Annotated in this window: 15 protein-coding genes; 8 read left to right on the plus strand and 7 right to left on the minus strand. The window is 72.6% G+C overall.

Going from position 1 to position 23,549, the window contains the following annotated elements:
* Positions 1-53 precede the first annotated feature (53 nt).
* The 5 genes from WMF14_RS09415 (at position 54) to WMF14_RS09435 (ending at position 7,671) form a co-directional block, all read left to right on the plus strand.
* Positions 54-545, plus strand: a complete 492-nt coding sequence (locus tag WMF14_RS09415; protein ID WP_012234231.1) for a chemotaxis protein CheW — start codon at positions 54-56, stop codon at positions 543-545.
* Positions 542-2,659, plus strand: a complete 2,118-nt coding sequence (locus tag WMF14_RS09420; protein ID WP_437800215.1) for a HEAT repeat domain-containing protein — start codon at positions 542-544, stop codon at positions 2,657-2,659. The genes WMF14_RS09415 and WMF14_RS09420 overlap by 4 nt, the downstream gene beginning before the upstream one ends.
* The gene (locus WMF14_RS09425) at positions 2,656-3,582 is read left to right on the plus strand and encodes a CheR family methyltransferase (RefSeq protein ID WP_437800217.1); all 927 of its coding nucleotides are present in this window, start codon (positions 2,656-2,658) and stop codon (positions 3,580-3,582) included. The genes WMF14_RS09420 and WMF14_RS09425 overlap by 4 nt, the downstream gene beginning before the upstream one ends.
* A gap of 93 nt (positions 3,583-3,675) precedes the next feature.
* Entirely contained in the window at positions 3,676-4,758 is a 1,083-nt protein-coding gene (gene cheB, locus WMF14_RS09430) for a chemotaxis-specific protein-glutamate methyltransferase CheB (RefSeq protein WP_272101288.1), read from the plus strand.
* 276 nt (positions 4,759-5,034) lie between these two features.
* A complete protein-coding gene (locus tag WMF14_RS09435) occupies positions 5,035-7,671 on the plus strand; it encodes a transglycosylase SLT domain-containing protein (RefSeq protein ID WP_437800220.1) in 2,637 nt (878 codons plus the stop codon).
* Positions 7,672-7,719: 48 nt separating this feature from the next.
* Here WMF14_RS09435 and WMF14_RS09440 read toward each other — a convergent pair whose 3' ends face one another.
* Complete coding sequence (locus tag WMF14_RS09440; protein ID WP_272101290.1) at positions 7,720-8,085, minus strand: cupin domain-containing protein; 366 nt, start codon at positions 8,083-8,085, stop codon at positions 7,720-7,722.
* A 361-nt stretch (positions 8,086-8,446) separates the two neighbouring features.
* Between WMF14_RS09440 and WMF14_RS09445 the strand changes: the two genes are divergently transcribed.
* The 3 genes from WMF14_RS09445 (at position 8,447) to WMF14_RS09455 (ending at position 14,780) form a co-directional block, all read left to right on the plus strand.
* Positions 8,447-10,957 (plus strand): protein kinase domain-containing protein, encoded by a 2,511-nt coding sequence (locus tag WMF14_RS09445; protein WP_437800222.1) that lies wholly within the window; start codon positions 8,447-8,449, stop codon positions 10,955-10,957.
* A gap of 251 nt (positions 10,958-11,208) precedes the next feature.
* Complete coding sequence (locus WMF14_RS09450; RefSeq protein ID WP_437800224.1) at positions 11,209-12,801, plus strand: protein kinase domain-containing protein; 1,593 nt, start codon at positions 11,209-11,211, stop codon at positions 12,799-12,801.
* 5 nt (positions 12,802-12,806) lie between these two features.
* On the plus strand, positions 12,807-14,780 hold the full coding sequence (locus tag WMF14_RS09455; protein WP_437800226.1) for a protein kinase domain-containing protein: 1,974 nt from the start codon (positions 12,807-12,809) through the stop codon (positions 14,778-14,780).
* 57 nt (positions 14,781-14,837) lie between these two features.
* Here the strand turns inward: WMF14_RS09455 and WMF14_RS09460 are convergent, their stop codons facing one another.
* From WMF14_RS09460 to WMF14_RS09485, 6 genes are all read right to left on the minus strand, one after another.
* Positions 14,838-16,133: a hypothetical protein gene (locus WMF14_RS09460; protein ID WP_437800228.1), complete on the minus strand. Its 1,296-nt coding sequence runs from the start codon at positions 16,131-16,133 to the stop codon at positions 14,838-14,840.
* A 413-nt stretch (positions 16,134-16,546) separates the two neighbouring features.
* Positions 16,547-17,605, minus strand: a complete 1,059-nt coding sequence (locus tag WMF14_RS09465) for a PEGA domain-containing protein (protein WP_437800230.1) — start codon at positions 17,603-17,605, stop codon at positions 16,547-16,549.
* Between the two features lie 300 nt (positions 17,606-17,905).
* A complete protein-coding gene (locus tag WMF14_RS09470) occupies positions 17,906-19,474 on the minus strand; it encodes a hypothetical protein (protein WP_437800232.1) in 1,569 nt (522 codons plus the stop codon).
* Positions 19,475-19,556: 82 nt separating this feature from the next.
* Positions 19,557-20,564, minus strand: a complete 1,008-nt coding sequence (locus tag WMF14_RS09475; protein WP_437800234.1) for a PEGA domain-containing protein — start codon at positions 20,562-20,564, stop codon at positions 19,557-19,559.
* A gap of 44 nt (positions 20,565-20,608) precedes the next feature.
* Positions 20,609-22,372 (minus strand): hypothetical protein, encoded by a 1,764-nt coding sequence (locus WMF14_RS09480; RefSeq protein WP_437800236.1) that lies wholly within the window; start codon positions 22,370-22,372, stop codon positions 20,609-20,611.
* Complete coding sequence (locus tag WMF14_RS09485; protein ID WP_437800238.1) at positions 22,362-23,381, minus strand: hypothetical protein; 1,020 nt, start codon at positions 23,379-23,381, stop codon at positions 22,362-22,364. The genes WMF14_RS09480 and WMF14_RS09485 overlap by 11 nt, the downstream gene beginning before the upstream one ends.
* Between the last annotated feature and the right edge of the window lie 168 nt (positions 23,382-23,549).

A 23,549-nucleotide genomic window follows, 5' to 3' on the forward strand; every position in this document is an offset into this window, starting at 1 on the left:
ACGATTCGTCCGCGCCCGGGCGGCTCGTAGAGCCCGGGCGCTCGGAGGCTCAGATGCCGTTGACTGGAGAGCGCAGCCGTCCCGACCCACAGAAGAGCCTCGTCGGCTTTGTGGTCGGCGACGTCCACTACGCGATCGACATCACGCGGGTCCGCGAAATCGTGAACCCGCTCGAGGTGACCACGCTGCCGCACACGCCCCCCGAGGTCGCCGGCGTCGCGAACCACCGCGGCGAGGTGGTGCCGGTCATCGAGCTCCGCGTGCGCTTCGGGCTGCCCCCGGTCGATCCGACCCGCAGCACCAAGTGGATCCTCGTCGACGTGGGGACGCACACGGTGGGGCTCGTCGTCGACGCGGTGACCGAGGTCTTCGGGACGAGCGGCGATTACCGGCCGACGCCGCCGGTCGGCGGCAGCAGCGATCTGCGCGGCATCACGGGGGTGACGACCCACGACGAGCGGATGATCTTCGTGCTCGACGTCGGGCGCTTCATCGAGCTCGCGCTCGCGCTCGCCGCGTCGGGCGCCCTCCTGGAGGCCCCGTGAGCCGCGCGTTCGACGATCTCGGTCCGTTCGAGGGCCCGCGCGCGGGCGACGCGGGCTCCTGGCCGGCCGAGCCCGAGTCCATCTCGCCCAGCGCGCGGAGCACGCCGATGCCGATCGCGGCCATCGCCGCGGCGCTCTCCGCGGACGACGCCGAGGAGCGCCGCCAGGCGGCCGCGCGGCTCGGCAGGGCCGACGTCGTCGAGGCGTTGCCGCTCCTGCTCCGCGCGCTCGGGGATCCCGACTGGCGCGTCCGCAAGGAGGCGACCTACGCCTGCCACCGGCTGATCCAGGCGGCGCCGACCTCCGCGCCGGCGCAGGCCGCCGAGGGGGAGCGGCCGGCCTCGCCCGGCGCCGGCGCCGAGGGGGAGCGGCCGTCCGCCCCGCAGCTCCTCGTCGCGGCGCTCCTCGACGCGCTCCAGAAGAGCGAGGACGTCGGCCTCAGGAACGCGGCCATCGAGGTGCTCGGCTACTGCGGGCGCGACGCCACGCCGGCGCTCGTCGACGCGCTCGGCGCGCTCGCTGGGGACGAGCGCAAGCTCGTCGTCGACGCGCTCGGCCGCACGCGCGACCCGGCGGCGCTCGACCCGCTCTACGCGGCGCTCGCCGAGCAGGACGACAACCTGCGCCAGAGCGCGATCGAGGCGATCGCCGGGATGGGGCTCATCGCGCGCGAGCGGGTGACGGACATCCTGTACGAGCGGCTCGCCGATCGGGATCGCTTCGTGCGGCTGACCGCGCTGAACGGGCTGAACGGGCTCGAGGCGCCCGTGCCGTGGCGGGTGCTCTCGTCGCTCATCGACGACCCGATCCTCCGGCCGGCGGCGCTGGTCGCCGCGGCGCTCGCGGAGAGCCCGGAGGCGCCGCGGGCGCTCTGCGGGGCGCTCGCGACGGCGCGGGGCGGCGCGTTCGCGCAGCTCGTCCGGGCGCTCGCGCGGCTCGCCGAGGGGCCGCTCGCGTCGCACGCGGTGGACGCGCTCCGGGCGGCGCCGCCCGAGGTGGGCGCCCGCCTCGTGCAGGCCGCCGGCGCCGCGCCGGGCTCGGGCGGCGCGGAGCCCCCGTCGTGGCGCGGCCTCGGCGCGGATCCGGTGAGCGGGCGCGCCCAGGCGCTCTTGCTCGCGGCGATGGCGCGCGCCCCGGGCGCGGCCGACGCCGCCGTGCAGGCCATGATCGAGCCCGCGCTCGTCGAGACGGCGCAGCGCGCGCTGGGGCTGCTCGGCGCGGAGGCGCTGCCCTCGGTGCTGTCCTACCTCGAGCGCCACATCGATCCCGACCCGGATCTCTGGGAGGGCGTCGACGACGCGACGGCCGCGCTCCTCGACGGCGCCGTGGCGATCGCGGAGCAGGGCGCGCGCGAGGGCGCGCTTTCGGGCGAGCAGCCCGCCGTCGAGGCGACGCTCGCCGAGCTGCTCGGCGCGGTGCGGCGGTCGGTCCGGAGCCCCTCGACGCTCGTGGCGACCAGCGCGCTCTACGGGCTCGCGAAGATCGGGGCCGCCGTCGACTTCCCGCTCGTCGTCTCGCAGACCCGCGCGATCTCGCTGCCGGTGGCGCGCGCTGCGGAGAGCGCGCTCGCGGGGCTCACGGAGCGCTACCCCGAGACGGCGCGCGAGCTCGCGCGCGGGCTCGCGCTGGCGGAGGACACCCACCTCGCGGCGGCGATCGTGATCGAGGCGCTCGGCGACGCGGAGCCGGAGGAGATCGCGTTCCTCACGAGCGTCGCGTCGGTGGGGGACGTGCGCGCGCGCCGGGCGGCCGTGACCGCGATCGCGGCGGCGGCGGGCGTCTCCGCGCTCGACGTGCTGAGCGTCTCCCTGGCAGACGAGGAGCGGGAGGTCCGGCTCGCCGCGGCGCGCGCGCTGGGCCGCCTGTACGCGTCGCTCCCGGACCGCGCGAGCGACGAGCGGGCGCGCGCGCGCGAGCTGCTCGGGCTGGTGCGCGCGTCGGGGGAGCCCGATCTCGTCGCGGCCGCGGCGCAGGGGGGCGCGCCGTTCCGCTCGGATCCTCCCTGGGGCGACGCCGCGGAGCGGCTGAGCGCGCCTGTGGCCATCGACGGCGGTGAGGGCGCGGCGTCCCCCTCGGGGACGACCGGCGGGCCGCCGTCGGGGAAGGTGCTGTGAACCGGCGGCGGGACGACGAGATCCGCCTCTTGCCTGACGAGTTCCAGAGGCTGCGCGACCTGTTCAACAAGCACTGCGGGCTCCAGTTCGGGCCCGAGGCGCGCACGTCGATGGAGCGCCGGCTCCGAGAGCGGGTCGTCGAGCTCGGGCTCTCGTCGTTCGCGCAGTACCACGAGTACCTGCGCTTCCACAGCCGCGGGCGCGCCGAGCTCGACGAGGCGCTCGAGCTCATCACGGTCAACGAGACGTATTTCTTCCGGGAGGACTACCAGCTGCGCGCGCTCATGACCGAGCTCGTGCCCATGATCGTCAAGGCGGGGGGCGCCAGGGGCCGGCTGTCCATCTGGAGCGCGGGCTGCTCGACGGGCGAGGAGGTCTACTCGATCGCGATCGCCGCGCGGGAGTCGGGCGCCGCGGAGCGCCGCGAGGTCCGCATCTTCGGCAGCGACATCTCCCGCCGCTGCGTGATCGCGGCGCGCAGGGGGGTGTACGGCGCCTCGTCGTTCCGCGCGACGCCGCCTGAGCTCAAGCGGCGCTACTTCGTGGAGCGCCCGGACGGGTTCCACGTGGCGGACGAGCTGCGGGCGCTCTGCCAGTTCGGCCACCTGAACCTGCTCGACTCGTCGCGCGCGGCGGTGATCGGGCGCGTGGACGTCATCTTTTGCCGCAACGTCCTCATCTATCTGGACGAGGATTCGCGGCGCCGCGTGATCGACATCTTCTACGAGCGCCTCTCGTCCGGCGGCTTCCTCCTGCTGGGCCACTCCGAGTCGCTCCTCAACGTCACGACCGCGTTCGAGCTCGTGCACCTTCGGGAGGATCTCGTGTATCGCAAGCCGGCGGCCACGCTGCGTCTGGGGATCCCGGAGATCTCGCCCGAGCGGGGCGGCCCGGACCGGGGCGGCGGGGAGGAGGGCGGATGAGGTGCCGACGAAGTCGAGGCTGCGCAGGCGACGGTTGGTCCCATGGCGCTCCGGGTGGGGTAGAATGAACCTCCGGCGGAAGGTTTTGCGCTCATGACATTCGCTCCCCTGCGCGTGCTCGTCGTCGACGACTCCGCGTACAACCGGCGCAACATCGCCGAGATCTTGAGCGGAAGCGACGAGATCGAGGTCGTGGGCAAGGCCGGTGACGGCGACGACGCGCTCCGTCAGGCCGCGCAGCTCCGGCCGGACGCGATCACGCTGGATCTCGAGATGCCGCGCATGGACGGCTTCACCTTCCTCCGCATCCTGATGGCGAGGCAGCCGACGCCCGTCATCATCGTCTCGAGCTACAGCCACAAGGAGAACGTCTTCAAGGCGCTCGAGCTGGGCGCCGTCGACTTCGTGGCGAAGCCGGACCGGCAGTTCACGGCGGACGCGCAGATCCGGCGGGAGATCATCCAGAAGGTCCTGCTGGTGCGCTACCTCCGCCCCCGGTCGCCGATGCCGGCTGCGCCGGCCCCGGCGCGGGCGGCGCAGCCCGCCTCGCCGCGCGCGGTGCAGGAGTCGTCGCGGCTCGGCGTCTCGCTGCGCCACCTCGTGGCGGTCGGCTCGTCGACGGGCGGGCCCACGGCGCTCCTCGAGATCTTCAACCGGATCCCGGATCGCTTCCCCGGCGCGATCTTCATCGCGCAGCACATGCCGGACAAGTTCACCCGCACGTTCGCGGAGCGGCTCGATCGGAAGGGCGGCCTCCGGGTGGTCGAGGCGCAGAACGGCGAGCAGGTGGTGGCCCGCAAGGCCTATGTGTGCCCGGGTAGGATGTGCATGGAGATCGCGGTGACGCCGGGCAGCGGGGTCGGGTTGAGCGGCGACATCCGGATCCGGGTGGGGGCGCCGGCGCCCGGGGATCGGTACGTTCCGAGCGCGGACCGGCTGTTCCGGAGCGTGGCGCAGGTGGGCGGCAGCCGCGCGGTGGGCATCATCCTGACGGGGATGGGCGACGACGGGGTGAACGGCGCGCGGGCGGTCCGCGCGGCCGGGGGCACGGTGGTGGCCGAGAGCGAGGACTCGGCGGTGGTCTACGGCATGCCCGGGGCTGCGGTGCGGGCCGGGGTCGTGAACGAGAGCCTGCCCTTCACGGCGATCGGCGATTTCATCGCGCTGCTCTCCTAGCGGCGGTCACCCGCTTCGGATACGGGCCCATCTCGACGTTTTCGGTGCTCAGCGCACTGGAGTGCGCTTCCGCGCCGAAAACGCCGATCTGGACCCGTCTCCTGTGCGGGTGACCGCCGCTCTGCGACGCTCGTACCAGGGCGGGTGGGAACCGCTCTAGGGTGAGCTGGGTTCCAGCGGGCTGCCAAAGTTGACCCCTCGGGCGCATCGTGAGACAGGTCGGTCGCTGACATGCGGATCCGACGCGCCGCACGCAGGCTTGTATGTCTTGGCTGGTTGGCCGCCCTCTCGGGCGTCGCTTTCGACGGCCTTGCGGCGCCTCCTTCGGAGGTAGCGGCGCCTGCGGCCGGTGCGAAGGCGGAGCCGGCGAAGACCGACGCGGCGAAGGCCGACGCCAAGAAGACGGAGCCCGCGAAGGCGGAGCCGGCGAAAGCTGAGCCCGCGAAGGCGGAGCCGGCGAAAGCTGAGCCCGCGAAGGCGGAGCCGGCGAAAGCGGAGCCCGCGAAGGCGGAGCCGGCGAAGGCCGACGCGAAGAAGGATGGGTCGGCCGAGGGCAAGGCGGAGCCGGCCAAGGTCGACGCGAAGAAGGATGGGTCGGCCGAGGGCAAGGCGGAGAAGCCTGCGCCGGTCAGGGTGGCGGCCGTGTCGGGCGGGAAGGGCGGCGCGAAGAGCGCGGCCAAGACGCCGGCGAAGGCCGCTGGGCGATCGAAGGCGTCGACGAAGAAGGGCGCGGCGAAGATCACCCGCAAGCCGGGGGAGCCCGGCGTGCCGGACGAGGCGGCGCGGCGGGTCATCGCGGGCACCGCGACGCCGGCGGGGGCGAGCACCGGCGAGTCGCCCGAGCTCCGCACGCTGCGCGCGATCGACCTGGCGCTGTTCCCCGGCGCGGCCCCGAGCGCCGGGCCCGCGTGGCCGGTCGACGGCACGCTCCTTCTCGGCGCGGGCGAGCCGCGCCTCGAGGTCTCCGGCCTGCCGCCTGCGGGCCTGCCCGCTCCGCCGCCGGAGGCGGCGGAGACCCGCGACATCTCCTGGCTGCGTCAGCTCGAGCTGCCCGAGATCCCGGTCCGCTGGGACGGCCGGGTGGTGCGCTACCTCGAGTACTACAAGGACGACCCGCGCGGCCGCTCCGCCGTGGTCACGTGGATCAAGAAGAGCGGCCGCTACGGCGCCGCCATCCGCCGCATCCTCCGCGAGCAGGGGCTCCCGGAGGATCTCCTCTGGCTCTCGCTCGTCGAGAGCGGCTTCGACCCGACCATCCAGTCCCCGGCCGGCGCGGCCGGCCTCTGGCAGTTCATGCCGGAGGGGGCGCGCATCTATGGCCTCACCGTCGACCGCTGGGTCGACGAGCGCCTGGATCCAGAACGATCCACCCTGGCGGCGGCGCGGTACCTCACGGATCTCCGGCGGCGTTTCGGCGGCTGGGAGCTCGCGTTCGCGGCGTACAACATGGGGTACGGCGGGCTGCTCGCGTCGATCCGGAAGTACAACACGAACGACTTCTGGGAGCTGTCGCGGCTCGAGGCGGGGATGCCGCTCGAGACGGCGCTCTATGTGCCGAAGATCCTCGCGATCGCGATCGTGGCGCGGAACCCGTCGGTGTTCGGCTGTGACGACGTGGAGCTCGATCCGGCGGTGACGTTCGACAAGATCTCGCTCGGCTCCGGGGTGTCGCTGCAGGCGGTGGCGGCGGCGTCGGGCGCGGGGGCGCCGGAGATCGAGGCGCTCAACCCGCAGCTCGTGGCGAAGCGCACGCCGCCGTCGCCGGTGGACGCGAAGGAGCAGGCGCGCTGGGAGGTCCGGGTGCCTGCGGGGGCGGGGGCGCGCGCGGCGAAGTCGATGCCGAAGCTCCTGGAGCGCGAGCCGAAGCTGGAGCGCTACCTCGTCCGCTGGGGCGAGTCGCTCGACGACATCGCGACGTTCCGGCGGACGACGCGGTGGACGCTGCAGACGCTGAACGGCCTGCGGCCTGGCGAGCCGGTGCGCCCCGGGGCGCTGCTGTTCGTCCCGGCGGCGGAGGGCGTCGGGGCGGCGGCGGCCGAGCACCTGCTCGCGAGCGGCGCGCCGCTGTCGTCGGAGGGGAAGCCGGTCGTGGTGGTCCCGGCGCAGCGTTTCTCCTACGAGGGGCGCCGGCGGGTGTTCTACCGGGTGGTCGCGGGCGACGCGCTGCGCGATCTGGCGGCGGTGCTCTCGGTGACGCCCGATGAGATCTGCCGCTGGAACACGCTGGCGCCCGGGGCGTCGCTCCATGAGGGGATGACGCTCCAGCTGTTCGTCCCGAGGTCGCAGCGCAACGACGGCGTGTTCTTGCTCGACGAGGGCGACGCGCGCGTCATGGAGGTCGGCTCGGAGGAGTTCTTCGCGCACTTCGAGGGGCTGAAGGGGCGGAAGCGCATCGAGATCGCGGTGCGGGAGGGGGATTCGTTCAGCAAGCTCGCGAGCCGGTACGGCCTCAGCGTCGGCAGCCTGGAGCGGATCAACCAGCGCTCGAGGCGGAGCCCGCTGATGCCCGGGGATCGGCTGGTGGTGTACGTGCCGACCTCGCATCCGGACGACCCGACGCCGGTCGAGCCGCGCGAGGAGGAGGTCCGCGTGGCGTCGGCGCCGGCCGCGGGCGCGGTGGACGACGGCGACAAGGCGGCGGCCGAGCCGGTGAAGCCGGCGGTGCTCGTGACGCCCGTCGAGGCGGGCGCGGGCGACGGGAAGCCCGGCGGCGCCGGGACGGCGGGCGCGGGCGACCTGGCGGGAGCGACGCCGGAGGAGAAGAAGGCCGCCGAGGGCGAGAAGAAGCCGGCGGCGGGCGGAGCGGACGACAAGAAGCCGGCGGGGCGCGACGCCGCGGAGCAGCCGGCGGGGCGCGCCAGGGGAGCGCAGGACAAGGAGAAGCCCGCGTCCGGCGCTGGCACCGCGCTGTGAGGTCCGGGTGATCGGGCTTCCAGGGGGTGAGACCCCTGCGTCGCGGTCTCAGGTCTTGCCGGAGGGCGTCGCCCCGGTCTCGTCTCGCCCGTGGACGCCGGCGGGCGGGCTCGTCGCCTCCACGGCGGTGAACGGTTCGATGATCTTGTAGGAGTGCGACGCCCCTTTGGGGACCGTCCAGGAGTCGCCCGGCTCGAGGCGCACCATTTGCCCCTCGATGAGCAGCTCGGCCCGTCCAGCGATGACGAACCCTACGGTCTCGTAATCCCGCGCGGTCGGCTGTTTGGCGTCGCCTGGCGGCTCGCGTTCCCAGAGTCGCATCGAGACCTGGATCCCGGAGGCCAGGTATTTTTGTCCCATCTGGCCTTTCGGAGAGCGGCCGGAGGAGACCTTCATGATGGTTGTGTCGCTCATGTGCGCCTCGCTTTCCTCCACGAGTGATTCGCCGGGTTTGGCGGCGAGCGTGGGTCCGCGCCTGGCTGGAGCGAATCGGGCCTCTCCCTCTTTCCTCGTCGGTGTTCTTCGTGCGTTCGTCTTCGCAGGGAACGTATCGCGCCAGGGAGAACTGCTGTAGGATGCCCCGCACAGGAGGCTGTCCCGTGGACCTGGGGACCGGATGTCACGTCGCACGGGCGCGGGTGGATGGCGGATCGCGCGGCGCGAGCGCTGGGCGGTGGGGGCCTCGTGGGGGCGCCGGTGCTCGCCTCGCGCTGCTGGTCGCGGCCGTCCGTGCGGTCTCCGTGATGGGGGGGCGTGCCGCGCTTCCGGAAAGCCGATGATGCCCTCGCCGAAGAGCTCGACATTGCTCGCGTCCGGTGTGCTGATCGACAAGAAGTACCGGCTCCTGCGCCAGATCGGCGAGGGGGCGATGGGCGTCGTCTGGGCGGCGGTGAACGTGGCGACCGCCCGCGAGGTGGCGCTGAAGCTGATCCACCGGCCGGAGACCGAGTTCCGGCTGCGGCTGCAGCGCGAGGCGCGCAACAGCGGGGCGCTGCGGCACCGGAACGTCATCGACATCTACGACATGGGGGAGACCGAGGCCGGGGAGCCGTTCCTGGTGATGCAGCTGCTCACGGGGGAGACCGTGGCCGAGCTGCTCGCGCGGCGGCGTCGGCTCGACCCGCCCGTGGCGGCGTCGATCGGGCGAGACGTGGCGAGGGGGCTCGCGGCGGCGCACGCGATGCACATCATCCACCGCGATCTGAAGCCGGCGAACATCTTCCTGCACCGCGAGCCGGACATGGACGAGCCGGTGGTGAAGGTGCTCGATTTCGGGGTCGCCAAGAACCTCTCGGTCAACGACGGCCTGCACACGGTGCAGGGCGGCGCGGTGGGGTCGCCGCTCTACATGAGCCCGGAGCAGGTGAGGGCCGAGCCGAACGTCGATCACCGGGCCGACATCTGGGCGCTCGGCGTGGTGTTGTTCGAGATGCTGACGGGCATGCGCCCGTTCCAGGGGGACGCGCAGGCGGTGTTCATGGGGATCTTGACCGGCGAGATCCCCACCGTGTCCAAGTACCTGAGGCGGGTGGACCAGGGGCTCGTCGACCTGATCGCCCGCTGCATGCGCAGGGATCGCGCGGAGCGGATCGGCTCTGCGGCGGAGGTCGCGGCGCTGCTCGATCGGTACACGGAGCGCGGCGTGGGCCCGGGCAGGGACGCGGCGCTGCGGCAGTCGTCGCCGGAGGGGCGGGAGGCGCCCCCGGACGAGGACGTGGACGCCGGCTGGCAGGAATCGCAAGGCGGCACGGTGGCGCTTGCGGCGCAACCCGGGTCGGCGCTCGCGGCGCAGCCTGCGTCGGTGGCGCAACCCGGGTCGGTGGCGCAACCCGGGTCGGTGGCGCAACCCGGGTCGGCGCTCGCGGCGCAGCCTGCGTCGGTGGCGCAACCCGGGTCGGTGGTGAACCGGCCGGGGAGCGTCGAGGTGGGCGCGGGAGCGCTGCCGCTGGCGCTGCTCGGTGGGGGGCCGCGGGCCCCGCTCCCGATGCAGGAGTCGCCTGAGGCGCAGAGGTCGCCGTCGCTGGGGCCGGGGCAGGTGGCTGCGGGGCCAGCGTCGGGCATGAGCCGCGTGGCGGATGGGGGGCCAGCGTCGGGGGCCGGCCATGCGGCGGGCGCGGTTCCTCGGCGTCCGGGCAGCTCGGGCCAGCACCTGGCCGCGGCGTCCGTGGTGCGTGCCCCGCGGGAAGAGGACGTGGCGACCTTGCCCCTCACGCGGCAGAACGCGGATGCGGCCGGGCCCGCGGGGCCGCGCCCTGGGTCGGGGGCGTATCCGGCGGCGGGGCCTGCCGCCGCTGCGCCGCGGACGTCGTCGTCGGTGGCGGCGTTTGCAGCGCCGGAGCCGTCCCAGGCGAGCGCGGCGCAAGCCGCTCCGGTGCAGCCTGCGCCCGTGGCGGCGCCGCAGCAGGGCTCCTGGGCGATGACGGTGCGCATGAACGCACCGCCGATGCCCGAGGGCCGGGTGGGGCCGGGTGGCCTCGGCCCTGCCGGCGCGCTGCCGCCGGGAGGCATCGCCGCGCAGCCGAGCTGGAGCTCGGCGCCGGCCGCGAGGCCCGGCCCGGAAGCGGGCGCGAGCGCCTCGGACTCCAGGCCGGGCGGGGCCACGGCAACGGGCGCGCCGCGGCAAGCGGGAAGCTCGTCGACGACCCCGCTCGTCTCGAACCACCCGTCGGTCCACCAGGTCGGGGTGCACCAGGCCCAGGACGCTCACGAGCGGGCCCCGCACGGTGAGGAACCGAGGCGCAAGCGTACGGCCGCGACGCTCGCGATCGTGGCTGCCGCGCTGTCGCTGATCGTCGTGGGGATGCTCATCTCGCTGAGGTCGCCGGAGCCATCATCGGCCGCGCCGGAAGCGTCCGGGAGCGCGATGCCGTCGTTGGACCGCGCCGGAGACACGGTCGCCGCGCCGGAGCGCGGGGAAGCGCCGCCGCGGAACGAAGAGCCCTCGGCGCAGGAGCCCTCGGTGCCATCCGCGGAGGCGCCGCCGGGCTCCTCGGCGTTGGCGCCGCCCGTGCCGTCGGCGCCGAGCGCCCTTCCGGCGAGCAGCGCAGCCGCTGCGGCGGCGCCAGGAGGCGGGGCGGGCGCGGTGGCGCCAGGCGGCGGGGCGGGCGCGGCGGCGGGGACGGCGAGCGGCGCGAAGCCGGGCAGCTCGACGCTCGGGGCGCCTCCCGCGACATCGCAGCCTGCGACGTCGCAGCCCGCGAAGGCTGCGCCGTCCCCGTCCCCGGCCTCGTGCGCCCATCTCAGGTTCTTGGCGAAGAAGCAGTGCGAGGCGAAGCTCAAGAAATAGACTCGACCTCTCCGCGGCGCGGGCCGCCCCTCCTGAGGTGGCGCCACGGTCGCGCCGCGATTCCCGGGCAGCGGCGAGGCGGCGACGATCACGCGCGCTGAGCGCGCGTCTACAGCGGAGGCGTCGGAGCGGTTTGGCGCTCTGCGAGCCCGGCCAGCGGCTTTTCTTGACGGTGCGCTGCCTCACCTGCGACACTTCTTCCCAGGCACCGTCGACCTGCTGCCACGTCCGTCCTCCAGCGAGACCACCCCATGCAGTCCCCTTCGGCCCCTGCCGCGCCGCCGCCAGGTGCGCTCATTTGCGGCAAGTACCGCCTTCTCCGGCGGATCGGCGAAGGGGCGATGGGCGTCGTCTGGGCAGCGCACAACGAGGCTACCTCTCGCGAGGTCGCGCTCAAGCTGCTGGTGCGGCCCGACCCGGAGCTCCGCGTCCGGCTGCTGCGGGAGGCGCGCGCCTGCGGCGCCGTGAGCCACCGCAACATCGTCGATATCTACGATGCTGCCGAGACGGAGAACGGCGACCCGTTCCTCGTCATGCCCCTGCTCTCCGGAGAGACGCTCTCGTCCTTGCTCAAGCGCAAGCGCAAGCTGGAGATCCACGATGCCTCACGCATCGCTCGGGACATCGCGCGCGGCCTCTCCGCCGCGCACGAGCGGGGCATCATCCACCGCGATCTGAAGCCGTCCAACATCTTTCTTCACACCGAGCCTGGCGACAGCGATGCCACCGTCAAGATACTCGACTTCGGCGTGAGCAAGTTCCTCGCGGGTCCTCAACAGGCGAGGACCGCGACAGGCATCCTCATCGGCTCGCCGGCGTACATGAGCCCGGAGCAGGTGCGGGCGCAGAGCGATATCGACACGCGCGCGGACCTCTGGGCGCTCGGCGTCGTGATGTTCGAGATGCTCACGAGCAGGCGGCCGATCCAGGGCAAGGCGCATGAGCTCCTGAGAAACGTGCTGCACGGCGACATCCCGGCGGTGTCCCAGTCCGTCTGGCAGATCGATCCCGGCCTCGATGCCCTCGTGACACAGTGTCTCCAGCGCGATCGCGAGAAGAGACCGCGCTCGGCGGCCGAGGTCGCGGCGGCGCTCGAGCCGTTCGTCACGCCGCCGGCGCCGCAGCGCGTGCCCTCGAGGCCGGGGTCGTCGCCGGACCTGCGGCACGAGATCCCGCAGCAGCTCGGGCGAGGGTCGTGGGGTGGGGCGGCTCCTGGGCGATCGCCGACGCCGGCGACCGGGACGCCGCTCCCGGCGTCCATGGCGCATCTGCAGGCCCTGCCGGGACACCCGAACACGCCGGTGTCAGGGCCTCGAGGGGCGATCGCGGCGCCGGCGCAGCCGGCGGTGGTCCCGTGGCCGGCGCGGCCGGCGGCGGGCGCGTGGCCGGAGCAGCCGGCGGCGGGCGGGGGCATGGCGACACCGGGGCATCGGGAGCGGATGCCGAGCAATCCTCTGCTGGGGGACTGCGGGACGCTCAAGATGTCACCGGAGCAGGCGGCCGCCTATCGATCACCGGCCAGCGCGTCGCTGGCGCGTCCGGGCGCTCCCCTCGAGCAGGCGCTGTCGCTTGGCGGCACGGTGCCGCTCGATCCGCTCCGCGAGCTGAAGAGGCCGCCTCCTGTGCCCGCCCGCTCGCCTGTCGTGTGGATCGCGATGGCCGTGGTCGCGGCGGCGATCCTCCTGGGGATCGGCATGGCCGCGGGATCTCTCTTGCGGCGCGGTGAGGTGGAGCTCCCGAGGGACCCCGGCGGAGAGCGTGCTACCTTCCGCGCCGCCCTCTCGTTTGCGATAGGTAAAGCGACCTCGCCCATCGCGGCGATGCGCCTCGACCCACCCTGCTGAGCTCGATGTCCACCTCTTTCACGCAGATCGCTGCTGGCCTGGTGATCGCCGAGAAGTACAAGCTGGTGCGGCGGCTGGGAGAGGGATCCATGGGCGTCGTCTGGGCGGCGCTCAACCTGTCCACCTCGCGTGAGGTGGCGTTGAAGCTGATTCACCGCCCGGATCCCGAGCTCCGGAGGCGCCTGCAGCGCGAAGGGCGCAATGGCGGGGCGCTGCGGCACCGCAACGTCATCGACATGTATGACATGGGGGAGACCGAGTTCGGCGAGCCCTTCCTGGTGATGCAGCTGCTCACCGGAGAGACGCTCGCGGACCTGCTCGTGCGCAGGCGGCGGCTCGACGCGGACGTGGCGGCGTCGATCGGGCGAGACGTGGCGAGGGGGCTCGCGGCGGTGCACGCGCTGCACATCGTCCACCGCGATCTGAAGCCGGCGAACATCTTCCTGCACCGCGAGGCCGACGCGGACGAGCCGGTGGTGAAGGTGCTCGATTTCGGGGTCGCGAAGAACCTCTCCGTGAATGACGGCATCCGCACGGCGACGGGCGGCGCGGTGGGATCGCCGCTCTACATGAGCCCGGAGCAGGTGAGGGCCGAGCCGAACGTCGACCACCGGGCCGATATCTGGGCGCTCGGCGTGGTGCTGTTCGAGATGCTGACGGGCATGCGGCCGTTCCAGGGGGACGCGAGGGCGGTCTTCACCGGCATCCTGACGGGCGAGATGCCCAAGGTCTCCCGGTACGTGCGGCGGGTGGACCCGGGGCTCGTGGAGCTCGTGGCGAGGTGCATGGCGCGCCACCGGGACGAGCGGATCGGATCGGCGGCGGAGGTGGCGGACCTCCTCGAGGGGTACACGGCTGCGGGCGCGAGGGCGGGATTTGCCGTCGGGGGCGGGGGTGGGGGGCAGATGGCGGCCATGGAGGCGCACGCATTTCCTGGCGCGGCGGCGTCAGGAGGGCCGGTGTCGCCGAGCGCGAGCGGGGCGCTGCCGGCGGGGGCGCCGGTGTCGCCGATGGCGAGCGGGGCGCCGGCAGGGGCGCCGGTGTCGCCGATGGCGAGCGGGGCGCCGGTTTCGCCGATGGCGAGCGGGGCGCCGGTGTCGCCGATGGCGAGCGGGGCGCCGGTATCGCCGATGGCGAGCGGGGCGCCGGAGCGGGAGTGGAACGCCGAGCTGACCCAGAGGCTCGAGCCGGAGGCCATGGCGAGCGCCGAGGCAGCGCTGGGCGCGTCGCCCGCGTGGGGCCACGGCGAGCCGGGGAAATCGACGACCGCGCCGCTCGTGTCCGGCCCTCAGGCAGGCCGAGGCGCGCAGCCGTCGCCCTGGGCAGCGCGCGCCACGCCGGTGCCTCTGCAGGCGCCGCAGACGCCGCCGCGGCGGCACGGAGGCTGGAAGCGCCTTCCTGGCCCGGCCATCGCGGCGCTCGCCGCCGGCGCGGCTGGTCTGGTCGGCGCAGCGCTCTTCCTCGTGTTGCGCTCGCCAGCGCCGCCCGAGAACGCGGCCGGGATCGAGACGATGCCGGAGGCCGGGCTCGAGAGCGCTGCGAGCGCGGAAAGGCCGCCGGACCCGCCGCCTCCGCCGGCGACCGCTGTGCCGCAGGCTTCGGCGGCGGCTGAGCCGCCCAGCGTGGATGAGCCGGTGGATGCCGGTGGGGCGAACAGCGCGCCGGACGCGGGGCCGGAGGGCGTGGAGCCGGCGTCGGTCGAGCGGAGTCAGCCGGCGGTGGCGGCGCCGAATCCGCCGGCGGCGGTGTCGGCGGTCGCGGCGTCGCCACCTGCTGCGGCGCCTGCGCCGGCGCGGTCGGTCGTCGCGGCGCAGCCCCGGATTCAGCCTCCGGCGCAGCCTGCGCCCGCAGCGTCGCGGCCTGCACAGCCACCGGCGGTCCGGCGGCAACCCGCGGATCCGTGCGCGGGCAAGACAGGGTTCATGCGGGCGAACTGCCTGCGGGACCAGGCGAAGAAGAAGGATCCCTACGCTCCCTGAGCGGTGTTGCGCGCGGGGGCGAGGACGAGACGGCGGCGGGAGTCATGGCGCCGGTGCTCACCGAGACGAGAAATCCAGGAGCATGCTGGCCTGACCCGCACCGCCCTCATGGTCGACATCGCTGCCAGCGCCGCCTGCGCCGGGCACGCCCAGTTGGACCATGACGCCATCGAGGGACGGGACGGTGTCCGGCGTGCCCAGGAAGGCGATGGCGAGGGAATGGCCGCCCTGACCGCCGCCGCCCCGGCCGCCGGAGCCTCCCTGGCCTCCCTGCCCGCCGCGGCATCCTTCGATCACATCATTGCCCCGACCCATCCCGCCCGGCCCACCATACGCGCCAGGCCCGCCGTCCTGGCCGCCGGTGCCGTCGCCGCCATTGCCACCCTTACGCGCGATCAGCCGGACACCGTCACGGAACGTGAGTGTTGCGTTGACGCTCACCAGGGCGATGCTCGACCCGCCGGGAGAGCCACCCCTGCCGCCAGCACCGCCGCAGCCACCCGTGCCGCCGTTGCCGCCGCTGGCGCCGCCACGGGTGCCAAAAGGGCATTGGGTGCTCCCGCGGGTGCCGCCGCCACCCCCGCCCCCCTGGGCAGTCTTCCCGCGTTGGCCGTCGCCGCCGGACAACCCGGCGTAGCCGGCGCTGGAGAGCTGGCCGATGCCGTGTGCCCCTGCGCCCGGTGCGCCGTCATCACCCGCTCTGCCTGACTGGCCCTGGGTACACCCTCTGCTTTCGGCAACGTATGCGCCAGCGTTGGGATTGTCCTCCCCACCGGGAGAACCGCTGCCGCCATCGGTCGCGCGGTCCTCGAGGCCACGCCCGCCCCTCCCGCCGATCGAGTCGTCGGAGGTGTCCGCAGTACCGCACGTATCGGGCTGCGGCGCGGCAGTGGATACGTCGTTTGCCGAGCATGCAGCGTTCCCCCGGGTGCCCTGGGGGAGTCGCGCGGGTTGTGGAGGAGGGGCCGCCCCCGGGGCACCGGGCGCCGCATCGCCCGCCTCGAAGGTGCACCGAGCCAGGTCGATGGCGCAGCGCTCGGCGATCGCTGCGATGGCGGAGGTCCCCGCGTCGTCCGGATCGATCGCCGGAGCGATGACATGGAGATTCTCCAGGTGCACCGTCTCGCCTTCGGCGCGCATGGCCAGGGGCACAACCCCGGGCGGCGCCGTGAGGGTGGTCTTGTTGGCCTCCCCCCATTGCCAATGAGCGTCGCAATCGAGGCCACCGTAGAGGGTGATCCCCGCCATCACGGTGAGCGATTCGTTGAACGTCTGGGCGCACGCGTACACGCGCCGCGCCTCCTTGTCCTCGATCTGCGCGGCGCGCTGGATGGCGTCCGCGAGCGTCTTCACCGGCGCATCCGGGCTCCCGTCACCCCCGTCGGCCGCCGTGGCCGACACGAACACGCCGCAGGTCGCGTCCGCGCTCCAGCGCTGCCTGTCGCTGGGCACGCACCCCACGGGCGTCGGCCCTCCCCCGGCACCCCCGGTCCCGGTGGCACCTCCGCTCCCGGCCGCGCCTCCGGTCCCGCCGGCGCCGCCGGTCCCCGTGGCACCTCCGCTCCCTGATGCGCCGCCGGTCCCCGCGCCCTCAGCCTCTCCACCCACCCCGCGCCCGCCGCCGCATTCATGCAGCTCGCTACAGTCGGGGCCGAGGCAGCTCGCCGCTGGGAGCACCGCTGCGATCGAGGCCAGGGTCAGCGTCGAGGCTCCACACGCGGCAAGCCGCATCGCCCTCTGTGTTCGTCGGTTCATGGTTCCTCGGCTCAGAACACGCCGCCGGCGACGAGCCCGCCGCCGCCTGGCATCACGAGCGGAAAGAGATGCACCCGCTGCTCGGGCTCGCTCGGCGCTCCAGCGAGCCATGTGTAGCCGAGCGTCCCCACCGCGCTCGCGCCTGCGCCGATGAAGCTCCAGAGCGCCAGGTTGCTGAAAAGATACTGGTCGTCGACCAGCGAGCGCAGCTTGCTGCACTGCTGCTTCTGGTCGCTGCCAGCGGGGGTCGCGCAGCTGACGGATCCGGCCTCCATGGCGTCGATCACGCTGTTCTGCCGCGCCGCGTCGCTCGCTTTGCCGTTGGCGACGAGCGTGAACACGACGCCCGCGACCGTTCCGACGCCGGTCGCGATGCCGCCTCCGACGAGCACCGCCGTCCTCCCGCCGCCCTGCGACACCCCGGGCGCCGGCGAGGCGCTCCGTTCAGCACCGGCGCCCCTCGCGTCCGGCGCCGGAGGGCGCTCCAGCGCGATGACCACCGTCTCCGTGCCCCCCGCGGGCGCGTCGACCGGCCGGGTCTGGGACACATACCCGTCGAGCTTCGCTCCCACCTCATGCCGTCCCGGATCGAGGAACACGGGATCCGCGAGCGGCGCTCGCCCGACGATCGCCCCGTCGACCGTCACCTCGGCGCCGCCCGGCGCGACCTCCACGGTGACGGCCGCGACCTGCGCCCGCGCCTCCTGCAGCGACACCTCCGCGCGCTGCCGCTCCTGGACCTTCGTCGCGGGGGCCTCGCGGAGGTAGCGCGTGAGGTACTCGGCCGCGTCGCGCGGCTTGCCCACCCGGAGGCAGGCCACGCCCAGGTTCGAGGCGATCTGGTAGTGCGGCTTGAGGCCCCACGCCGCGAGGAACGCCGCGTGCGCCTCGGCCCACTTCCCCGCGTTGGCCGCCTTCACCCCGTCTGCGAAGAGCTGGCGCGCCCTGTCCGTCAGCGCGTCGCTCTCCTGCGCCTCGGCCCGAGGGGGCGCCGGCTGCGCCTCGGCGGCGGGCGCCAGCAAGGCGATGACTACGCTCAGGGTCCACGGCAGCGGGCGGTTCCTCATCATGGTAAGTCCGGCGTTGCGTTAGGCAGCTGCGTCGGGCGCAAGGGAAGGGTACGGCAGCACCTTGCCTACCCTGGAGCTCGAACCGTACCTCTTCTGTGCGATCAGGGAAGCATTTGATGCTCCCGTTTCATACAGGGCGTGATGGTGCAGCAGCTCCGCAGCGTCCCGCGGCCGTTCCTGCGTCGCAAGGGTGTTGACGCGCGGCTTCATGCATGGAGAGGCACGCCCGGAGCACCGGAGGCGGCTGCTTCCGTCTTGAGCTCGTCCTCCTGGTTCAAAGGTCAACGTGGCCCGTGGATTCTAATCGTCTGATCGAGAGGTGGTCGAGCAAGGCGTATTTTTAGCAAAATCCCAGCACTCTTGGACGAGGCCGTTCGCGCCTGATGCACCGTTGTTCGGAGCAGCGCCCGCCCCTGGGCCGCCCGTACCTGCATCGCCGGGGGTGAATGAGCCCGGGCTGATCACCCGCAACCCTTTCCCGCGGAAGGCGATGCCGAGCGAGTGACCGCCATGGCCACCGCCGCCCGGGCCGCCATTGCCGCCCGGCCCACCGCGCCCGCCCTCGCAGCTCTCCTTGGCATCACCCGCCCGGGCCCCAAAGGCGCCACCTAAGCTCCCGTTTCCACCTAGCTGGCCTTCTCCTCCCGGCCCGCCATTCCCAGCATCACCAGCAACAAGGCTCACTCTGTCGAGAGAGACCGTCGCATCGACAACGACAAATGCGATGCTGGAGCCTCCGGGATGCCCCCCGTCGCCCCCTTGACCCCCACAGCCCCCGCTGCCCCCTGCGCCGCCGCTGGCGCCGGGCAGCAAGACCTTGACGCTACCTGAACACGCCGCAGCGGTCCCCCTGGCGCCGCCTCCGCCGCCCCCGCCTTGACCAGGCTTGCCGGTGCCACCTTGCTGTGCGAGCACCCCGGTGTAGCCATTCGCATCGACGGTTCCCAGGCCTTCGGAAGGACCGGCTGGCTTACCGGGATCACCCGCGGCGCCATTCTTACCATCCGTGCACGACTGGTCAGCCGTTTCCTTGATTCCGCCCGCTCCTTCGGCCGGCTCGGATGTGGCCGGCTTGCCGGACGTGCCGTCGCCGGCGTCGGAGCGCTCGGGACTCGTGGTGGTACCCGTCACGGTACCGCCATCGCCCCCGTTCCCTCCTTCGGATTCCCCACCCGCGCACCGTGTGATTGGACCCGCTGGTCCACCGTGCGTAGCTCCTGGGCTGCATACCGCCAGGCCCGGATCGCCATTGATGCCGTCAAGCGTCGAATCGCGCGGGATGGCGCGCGCCTGCGCTCCATTCTTGGCATTGCCGGCCTCGAGCCTGACGTTGACGATGTCGATCGTCCCGCCGTTCGTCAGCAGCGCGGTCGACGACTTCCCCGGAGAGTCGGCGTCCGCGGCGACGACGTCGACGTTTTCCAGCCGATTGTTGCCGCCGTTCAGCGTGAGGGCAATGACGTCAGCCCCTCCCTGGAGCGTCGTCCGCGCGTCGGGTGACCAGGTCCAGGCTCCGTCGCAGGCCGTGAAGCCACCGTAGATCTTCACTCCACCGTTGAAGGTCACGCCGGTGGCCTCGGAATACGTCTCTCCCATCTCGCCGCACGCATAGACCCGCTTCGGGTTCTTCGCGGCGGCCTGGGTGAAGCTCTTGAACGGCTGTTCCTTGCTACCGTCCCCACTGGCGGCCGCGCTCGACCGCACGAAGACCCCACAGGATCCGTCCGGAGGTAAGCTCTTGTCGGTGAGGTCGCAGTTCTTCGCCGGGTCGGGTTGGCCACCTGCATCACCGCCTGCGGTGCAAGCGGGGCCTTCGCAGCCCTCGGCTGGATCATAGCGGACCACGCATCCGACCGCCTCGGCGCCCATGGCTGCTATCCCCAGAAAGAGCGCAGCAGCGAGACGGGCACGATGACGCATTCTGAATCTCCTCTGTTCCACGTACCCCAGCTCAGAACGTTCCGCTGACCAGGAGCCCGGAAGCCCCCGTTCCCAGGAGCGGCACCACTTGCACGGCCGGACGCGATTCGGTCGGCCTCACCGTCACGAGCCCATAAACAAGCGTTCCAACCCCGATGGCTCCGCCCGCCACAAAGCTCCAGAACGCTGAGTTCGTGAGATCCACCTTGGCGAACACGGTGTCCTTCAGCTTCGCGCATTTTGACGAGCTGATGTCAGGACACGAGGCGAACCCGTCGCCTTCCACGACCAATTCCTGCCTGAGCTTCTCGGCGTCCCCCGCCCGCCCGTTGGCCAGAACCGTGAGCACCACGCCCGCCGCTACGCCCGCGCCGGCCGCGATCCCGCCGCCCACGAGCACCGCCGTCCGCACCTTGTCGCGCGGCATCTCTGACCTCGGAGGAATCGACGTGCCGACGCTCCCTCCGATCTCGGCGGACGGCGTGCGCTCAAGCTGCAGGGCCACTGTCTCCGTGCTCCCCGCCACCGTTGCAATCGGCCGCATGGCAGGCGCATGCCCATCGAGCTTCGCGCCGATCTCATGCTTCCCTGGATCGAGAAACACCGGATCCGCCAGCGGCGCCTTGCCCACGACCGCCCCGTCGACGGTCACCTCCGCCCCTGCCGGCGCCACCCGCACCGTGACGGACGCGATCTTCGCGAGCGCCTCCTTCAGCGACGCCTCCGCGCTCTGTCGCTCCTTCACCTTTGTGGCAGGCGCCTCGCGGAGGTACCGCGTCAGGTACTCCGCGGCTTCGCGGTTCCTGCCCAGCTTCACGCAGGCCACCCCCAGGTTCGAGGCGATCTGATAATGCGGCTTGATGGCCCACGCCGCGAGGAACGACGCACGCGCATCGGCCCATTTCCCTGCCGCTGCAGCCTGTCTCCCCTCTTCATAGAGCTGCCGCGCCTTGTCCGTCAGCGCGTCGGTCTCCTCAGCGACGGCCGGGGTGGCCGGCTGTTGCGCGCCGGCCACCTGCGCCGTCAACGCCACGGCCATGCTCCAACTCCATAGCAGCGGACGCTTCTTCATCGTCGGAGTCATCAGAACTCTGGCTTCCCTTCGGGGAGAGGCGGCTCGGAGGTGCGCGACGGCGGCACCTTACCCGCTCTCGGCTTCGGGTCAATGCGCCCCGCCGCGGCCCCACCTACCTTGGTGTTCCTTGTCCGCCCCGACGACTGCGTCTTCGGCTGGGGCTCATCCTGCTGCGGCTGCTCCTGCCCCGCCTGCGGCTTCGCCGTCGCCTCCGGCCGCGCCGTCGTGGAGGGCGAGCCTGTCGTCGCCGCCGCGCCGGACTCGGCGCTCGGCCCCGGCGCCGCCGCGCTCTCCGCAGGCAGCGCCACGCCCGGCGCCGTCGCTTCCGGCGCCGCCGTCCCGCCCCCGGGCGTTCCCTGCGATACCAGCACCGCGACCATGCCCGCCACGGCCACGAAGCCGAGCCCCGCGACGGCCCAGATCCACGTCCGCGACGACGCCGGCTTCTCCACGATGACCGGGATCTCGTCGCGCTCCTCCCCGCCGACGCTCGGCAGCGGCGCCGCCGCCGGCGCGCTCCACGCCCCGCCGCTCGCCGCCCGCCCCGCAACGCCGCCCGCCGCCCGCGCCGGAACGGCGTTCCCCGGGCCCGCCTGTCCCATCCGCGCGGGCCCCGTGCCCCCGGCCTCGCCCCCCGCCGTCAGCGCCGCGCTCCCGAGCAGCTTCTCCGAATCGATGACCAGCGTCCCCTTCGGCCCGACCTGCTGCGACGCCGGCCCCGCCCCGACGCCCTTCTGCGACGGCGGCATCGACCCCGGCGCCCGCCGCTCCTGCAGCGCCACCCCCGGCATCGCGCCCGCCACGCCAAGCGGCCCCGTCCCGCCCTGCTGCGCCGCCAACCGCTCGCGCCATCCGCCGCCGAACTGCGGCTTCTCCTCCACCTCGCCCTGCGGCCGCGCCCCGAACATCCCCCGCGCGATCTCCGCCTCGTCCTCCGCGACCTCCTCGATCCGGATCAGCACCCCGTGCCGATCCTCCATCGTGACGTCGCGCTCCCGCACGAACCGCACCGAGACCCCGCCCGGGATATCCGCCTCCCGCCCGCTCGTGATCGACGTCCACTTGATGTTCGACCGGTACAGCACCGTCGCGATCTTCGCCGCCGCGAGCGCGATCGACCCGAAGGGCTCATCCGGCTTGTGGACGATCACCACCCGCTTCGGCTGCGCCCCCTCGTCGGCCACCCAGTCCCACGCCGCGCCGCTCCGCCGGAGATACGGCAGATCGCCGAACTCCTCGACATACCGCTCCAGCACGTGCGCCACCCGCTCCGGCGCCTCCCGCACCGCACTCACGTACTCGCGGTAGAACATGCCCGCCGACGAGTTGACCTCCGTCGCGTTCATCACGTGCCGGTAAAACGTCGCCGCTGCCTCGAGCAGCGTCGTATACCCGAGGTCCCGATCCACCGCGACGATCCCGTGCGCGAACGGCGGGTTTCCCCGCCCGGCGTGGTCGACTGTCCCGCCGATCCGGAACCCGAAGATGAGCCCCATCGCCCCGTGGCCAGGCTCGTGCTGCGTGTCATCCCTCGACAGGTTGCCGATCGCGAACGCGTGCGTCGCCCCCGTCGCAGGCTCGATGTACTTCATCAGCCGCGCGAGGTGGCTGAACTGCGTCGTCGTGAGGGGCCCTTGCGGCACCTCCGGGCAGTACATGAAGTCGATCTGGTGCCCCGGGATGTTCCCGTGCAGCACGTGGTACCACGCCGCGTCCGCCGGCGCGCGGTACCGCGGGATCACATACCCCGAAGCGCCCTCGCTACCGTACATTGGGCCTGACCTGCTGCGGCACCGGCGGGGCAGGGAGCGCCGCGGTCCGCGACAACGCCGAGCTCCCGCTGATGTCCTGCTTCATCCGCTGCAGGAGCTGAGGATCATACGCGTTCTTCGGGAGGATCTTCTCCACGAAGTGCGAGAACAGGTGATGTGTGCTGTGCCCGTAGCTCGCCGACCCGACGAGCACGCGAATGTCGATGTTGTTCTTGTACCGCTCCAGGCTGTCGATGAGCGACTTGTAATAGCCGCGCGCCTCCCGCTCCACGTCGGCCGGCGTCCCGGAGAGAACATCGGACTTGTTGATGAAGAGCACGACCGCCTTGCACGAGGCCAGCGTCTTCGGGCTGAAGAAGAACTGCAGCGACTGCGGCTGAAACTCCCGGAGCTGCTCCTGGATCCTCGCCGGCTCGATCTTCTGACCGTCCTTGCCCGCCAGATCCACGACCATCAAGAGCCCATGGATCTCCTCCATGATGAGCTCCTGCTGCGCGTCCACGATGTGCTCGCCGCCCCAGTCGCCGATCTCGAACACGTGCTCTGTCAGCACCTCTTTCGTGAGGACGTGGCTGACAGTCCGCTCGTAACGCTCGATCTTCGTCCCCTGCAGTGTGCCCAGATCCACGAGGGGATTCGCCCACTTGAGCGTGAGCGACGTCTTGCCGGTCCACTTGATGCCGAGCGTCAGGATCTTGTACCGCTTCTGCGTGATCTTCGGCCGGCTCTCGAGCTCGCTCTTGTACCAGTCGATCTCCTTCTGCTGGGCATCGAGCCAGTCGACCTTCTGGCGATCGTCGTTCCTCGCGAGCTCGAGCGCCTGCTGGAGCTGCCCGTACTGCGCCCTCATCTGATCGAGCTGGCCCTTGGCCTGCCGGAGCGCCTCGATGTGCTGGTTCGCGTCCTGGAGCTGCCGCTTCAGCTGCGTGGCCTGCATCAGCAGGAACACGGCGCCTGCGCCGCACGCCACCGCAATCAACCCGAGCACTATCGGTAGAACAACCTGCATGGCTTACAATCCTCGCGCCCCGCCGGGCGGGCTATCCCACCCTTGTCCTGTCCCGCGCGGCCGGAAGAACGACGAGCGCGGGCCGGCCTGGATCCTGAGAACGCATCAGACCACGGCTCGCCGCAGCGTACAAGTCCGAGGTAATCCCCAGCACGAGCCATCACTTCA

It is taken from the genome of Sorangium sp. So ce693 (assembly GCF_051521375.1).
GTDB lineage: Bacteria > Myxococcota_A > Polyangia > Polyangiales > Polyangiaceae > Sorangium > Sorangium atrum.

Excerpts from the sequence above, each read along its gene's own strand:
- WMF14_RS09415 (WP_012234231.1), top strand. The coding sequence starts at position 54 with ATGCCGTTGACTGGAGAGCGCAGCCGTCCCGACCCACAGAAGAGCCTC.
- cheB (WP_272101288.1), top strand. The coding sequence starts at position 3,676 with ATGACATTCGCTCCCCTGCGCGTGCTCGTCGTCGACGACTCCGCGTAC.
- WMF14_RS09440 (WP_272101290.1), bottom strand. The coding sequence starts at position 8,085 with ATGAGCGACACAACCATCATGAAGGTCTCCTCCGGCCGCTCTCCGAAA.
- WMF14_RS09445 (WP_437800222.1), top strand. The coding sequence starts at position 8,447 with ATGATGCCCTCGCCGAAGAGCTCGACATTGCTCGCGTCCGGTGTGCTG.
- WMF14_RS09450 (WP_437800224.1), top strand. The coding sequence starts at position 11,209 with ATGCAGTCCCCTTCGGCCCCTGCCGCGCCGCCGCCAGGTGCGCTCATT.
- WMF14_RS09455 (WP_437800226.1), top strand. The coding sequence starts at position 12,807 with ATGTCCACCTCTTTCACGCAGATCGCTGCTGGCCTGGTGATCGCCGAG.
- WMF14_RS09465 (WP_437800230.1), bottom strand. The coding sequence starts at position 17,605 with ATGATGAGGAACCGCCCGCTGCCGTGGACCCTGAGCGTAGTCATCGCC.
- WMF14_RS09470 (WP_437800232.1), bottom strand. The coding sequence starts at position 19,474 with ATGGGCGCCGAGGCGGTCGGATGCGTGGTCCGCTATGATCCAGCCGAG.
- WMF14_RS09475 (WP_437800234.1), bottom strand. The coding sequence starts at position 20,564 with ATGGCCGTGGCGTTGACGGCGCAGGTGGCCGGCGCGCAACAGCCGGCC.
- WMF14_RS09480 (WP_437800236.1), bottom strand. The coding sequence starts at position 22,372 with ATGTACGGTAGCGAGGGCGCTTCGGGGTATGTGATCCCGCGGTACCGC.
- WMF14_RS09485 (WP_437800238.1), bottom strand. The coding sequence starts at position 23,381 with ATGCAGGTTGTTCTACCGATAGTGCTCGGGTTGATTGCGGTGGCGTGC.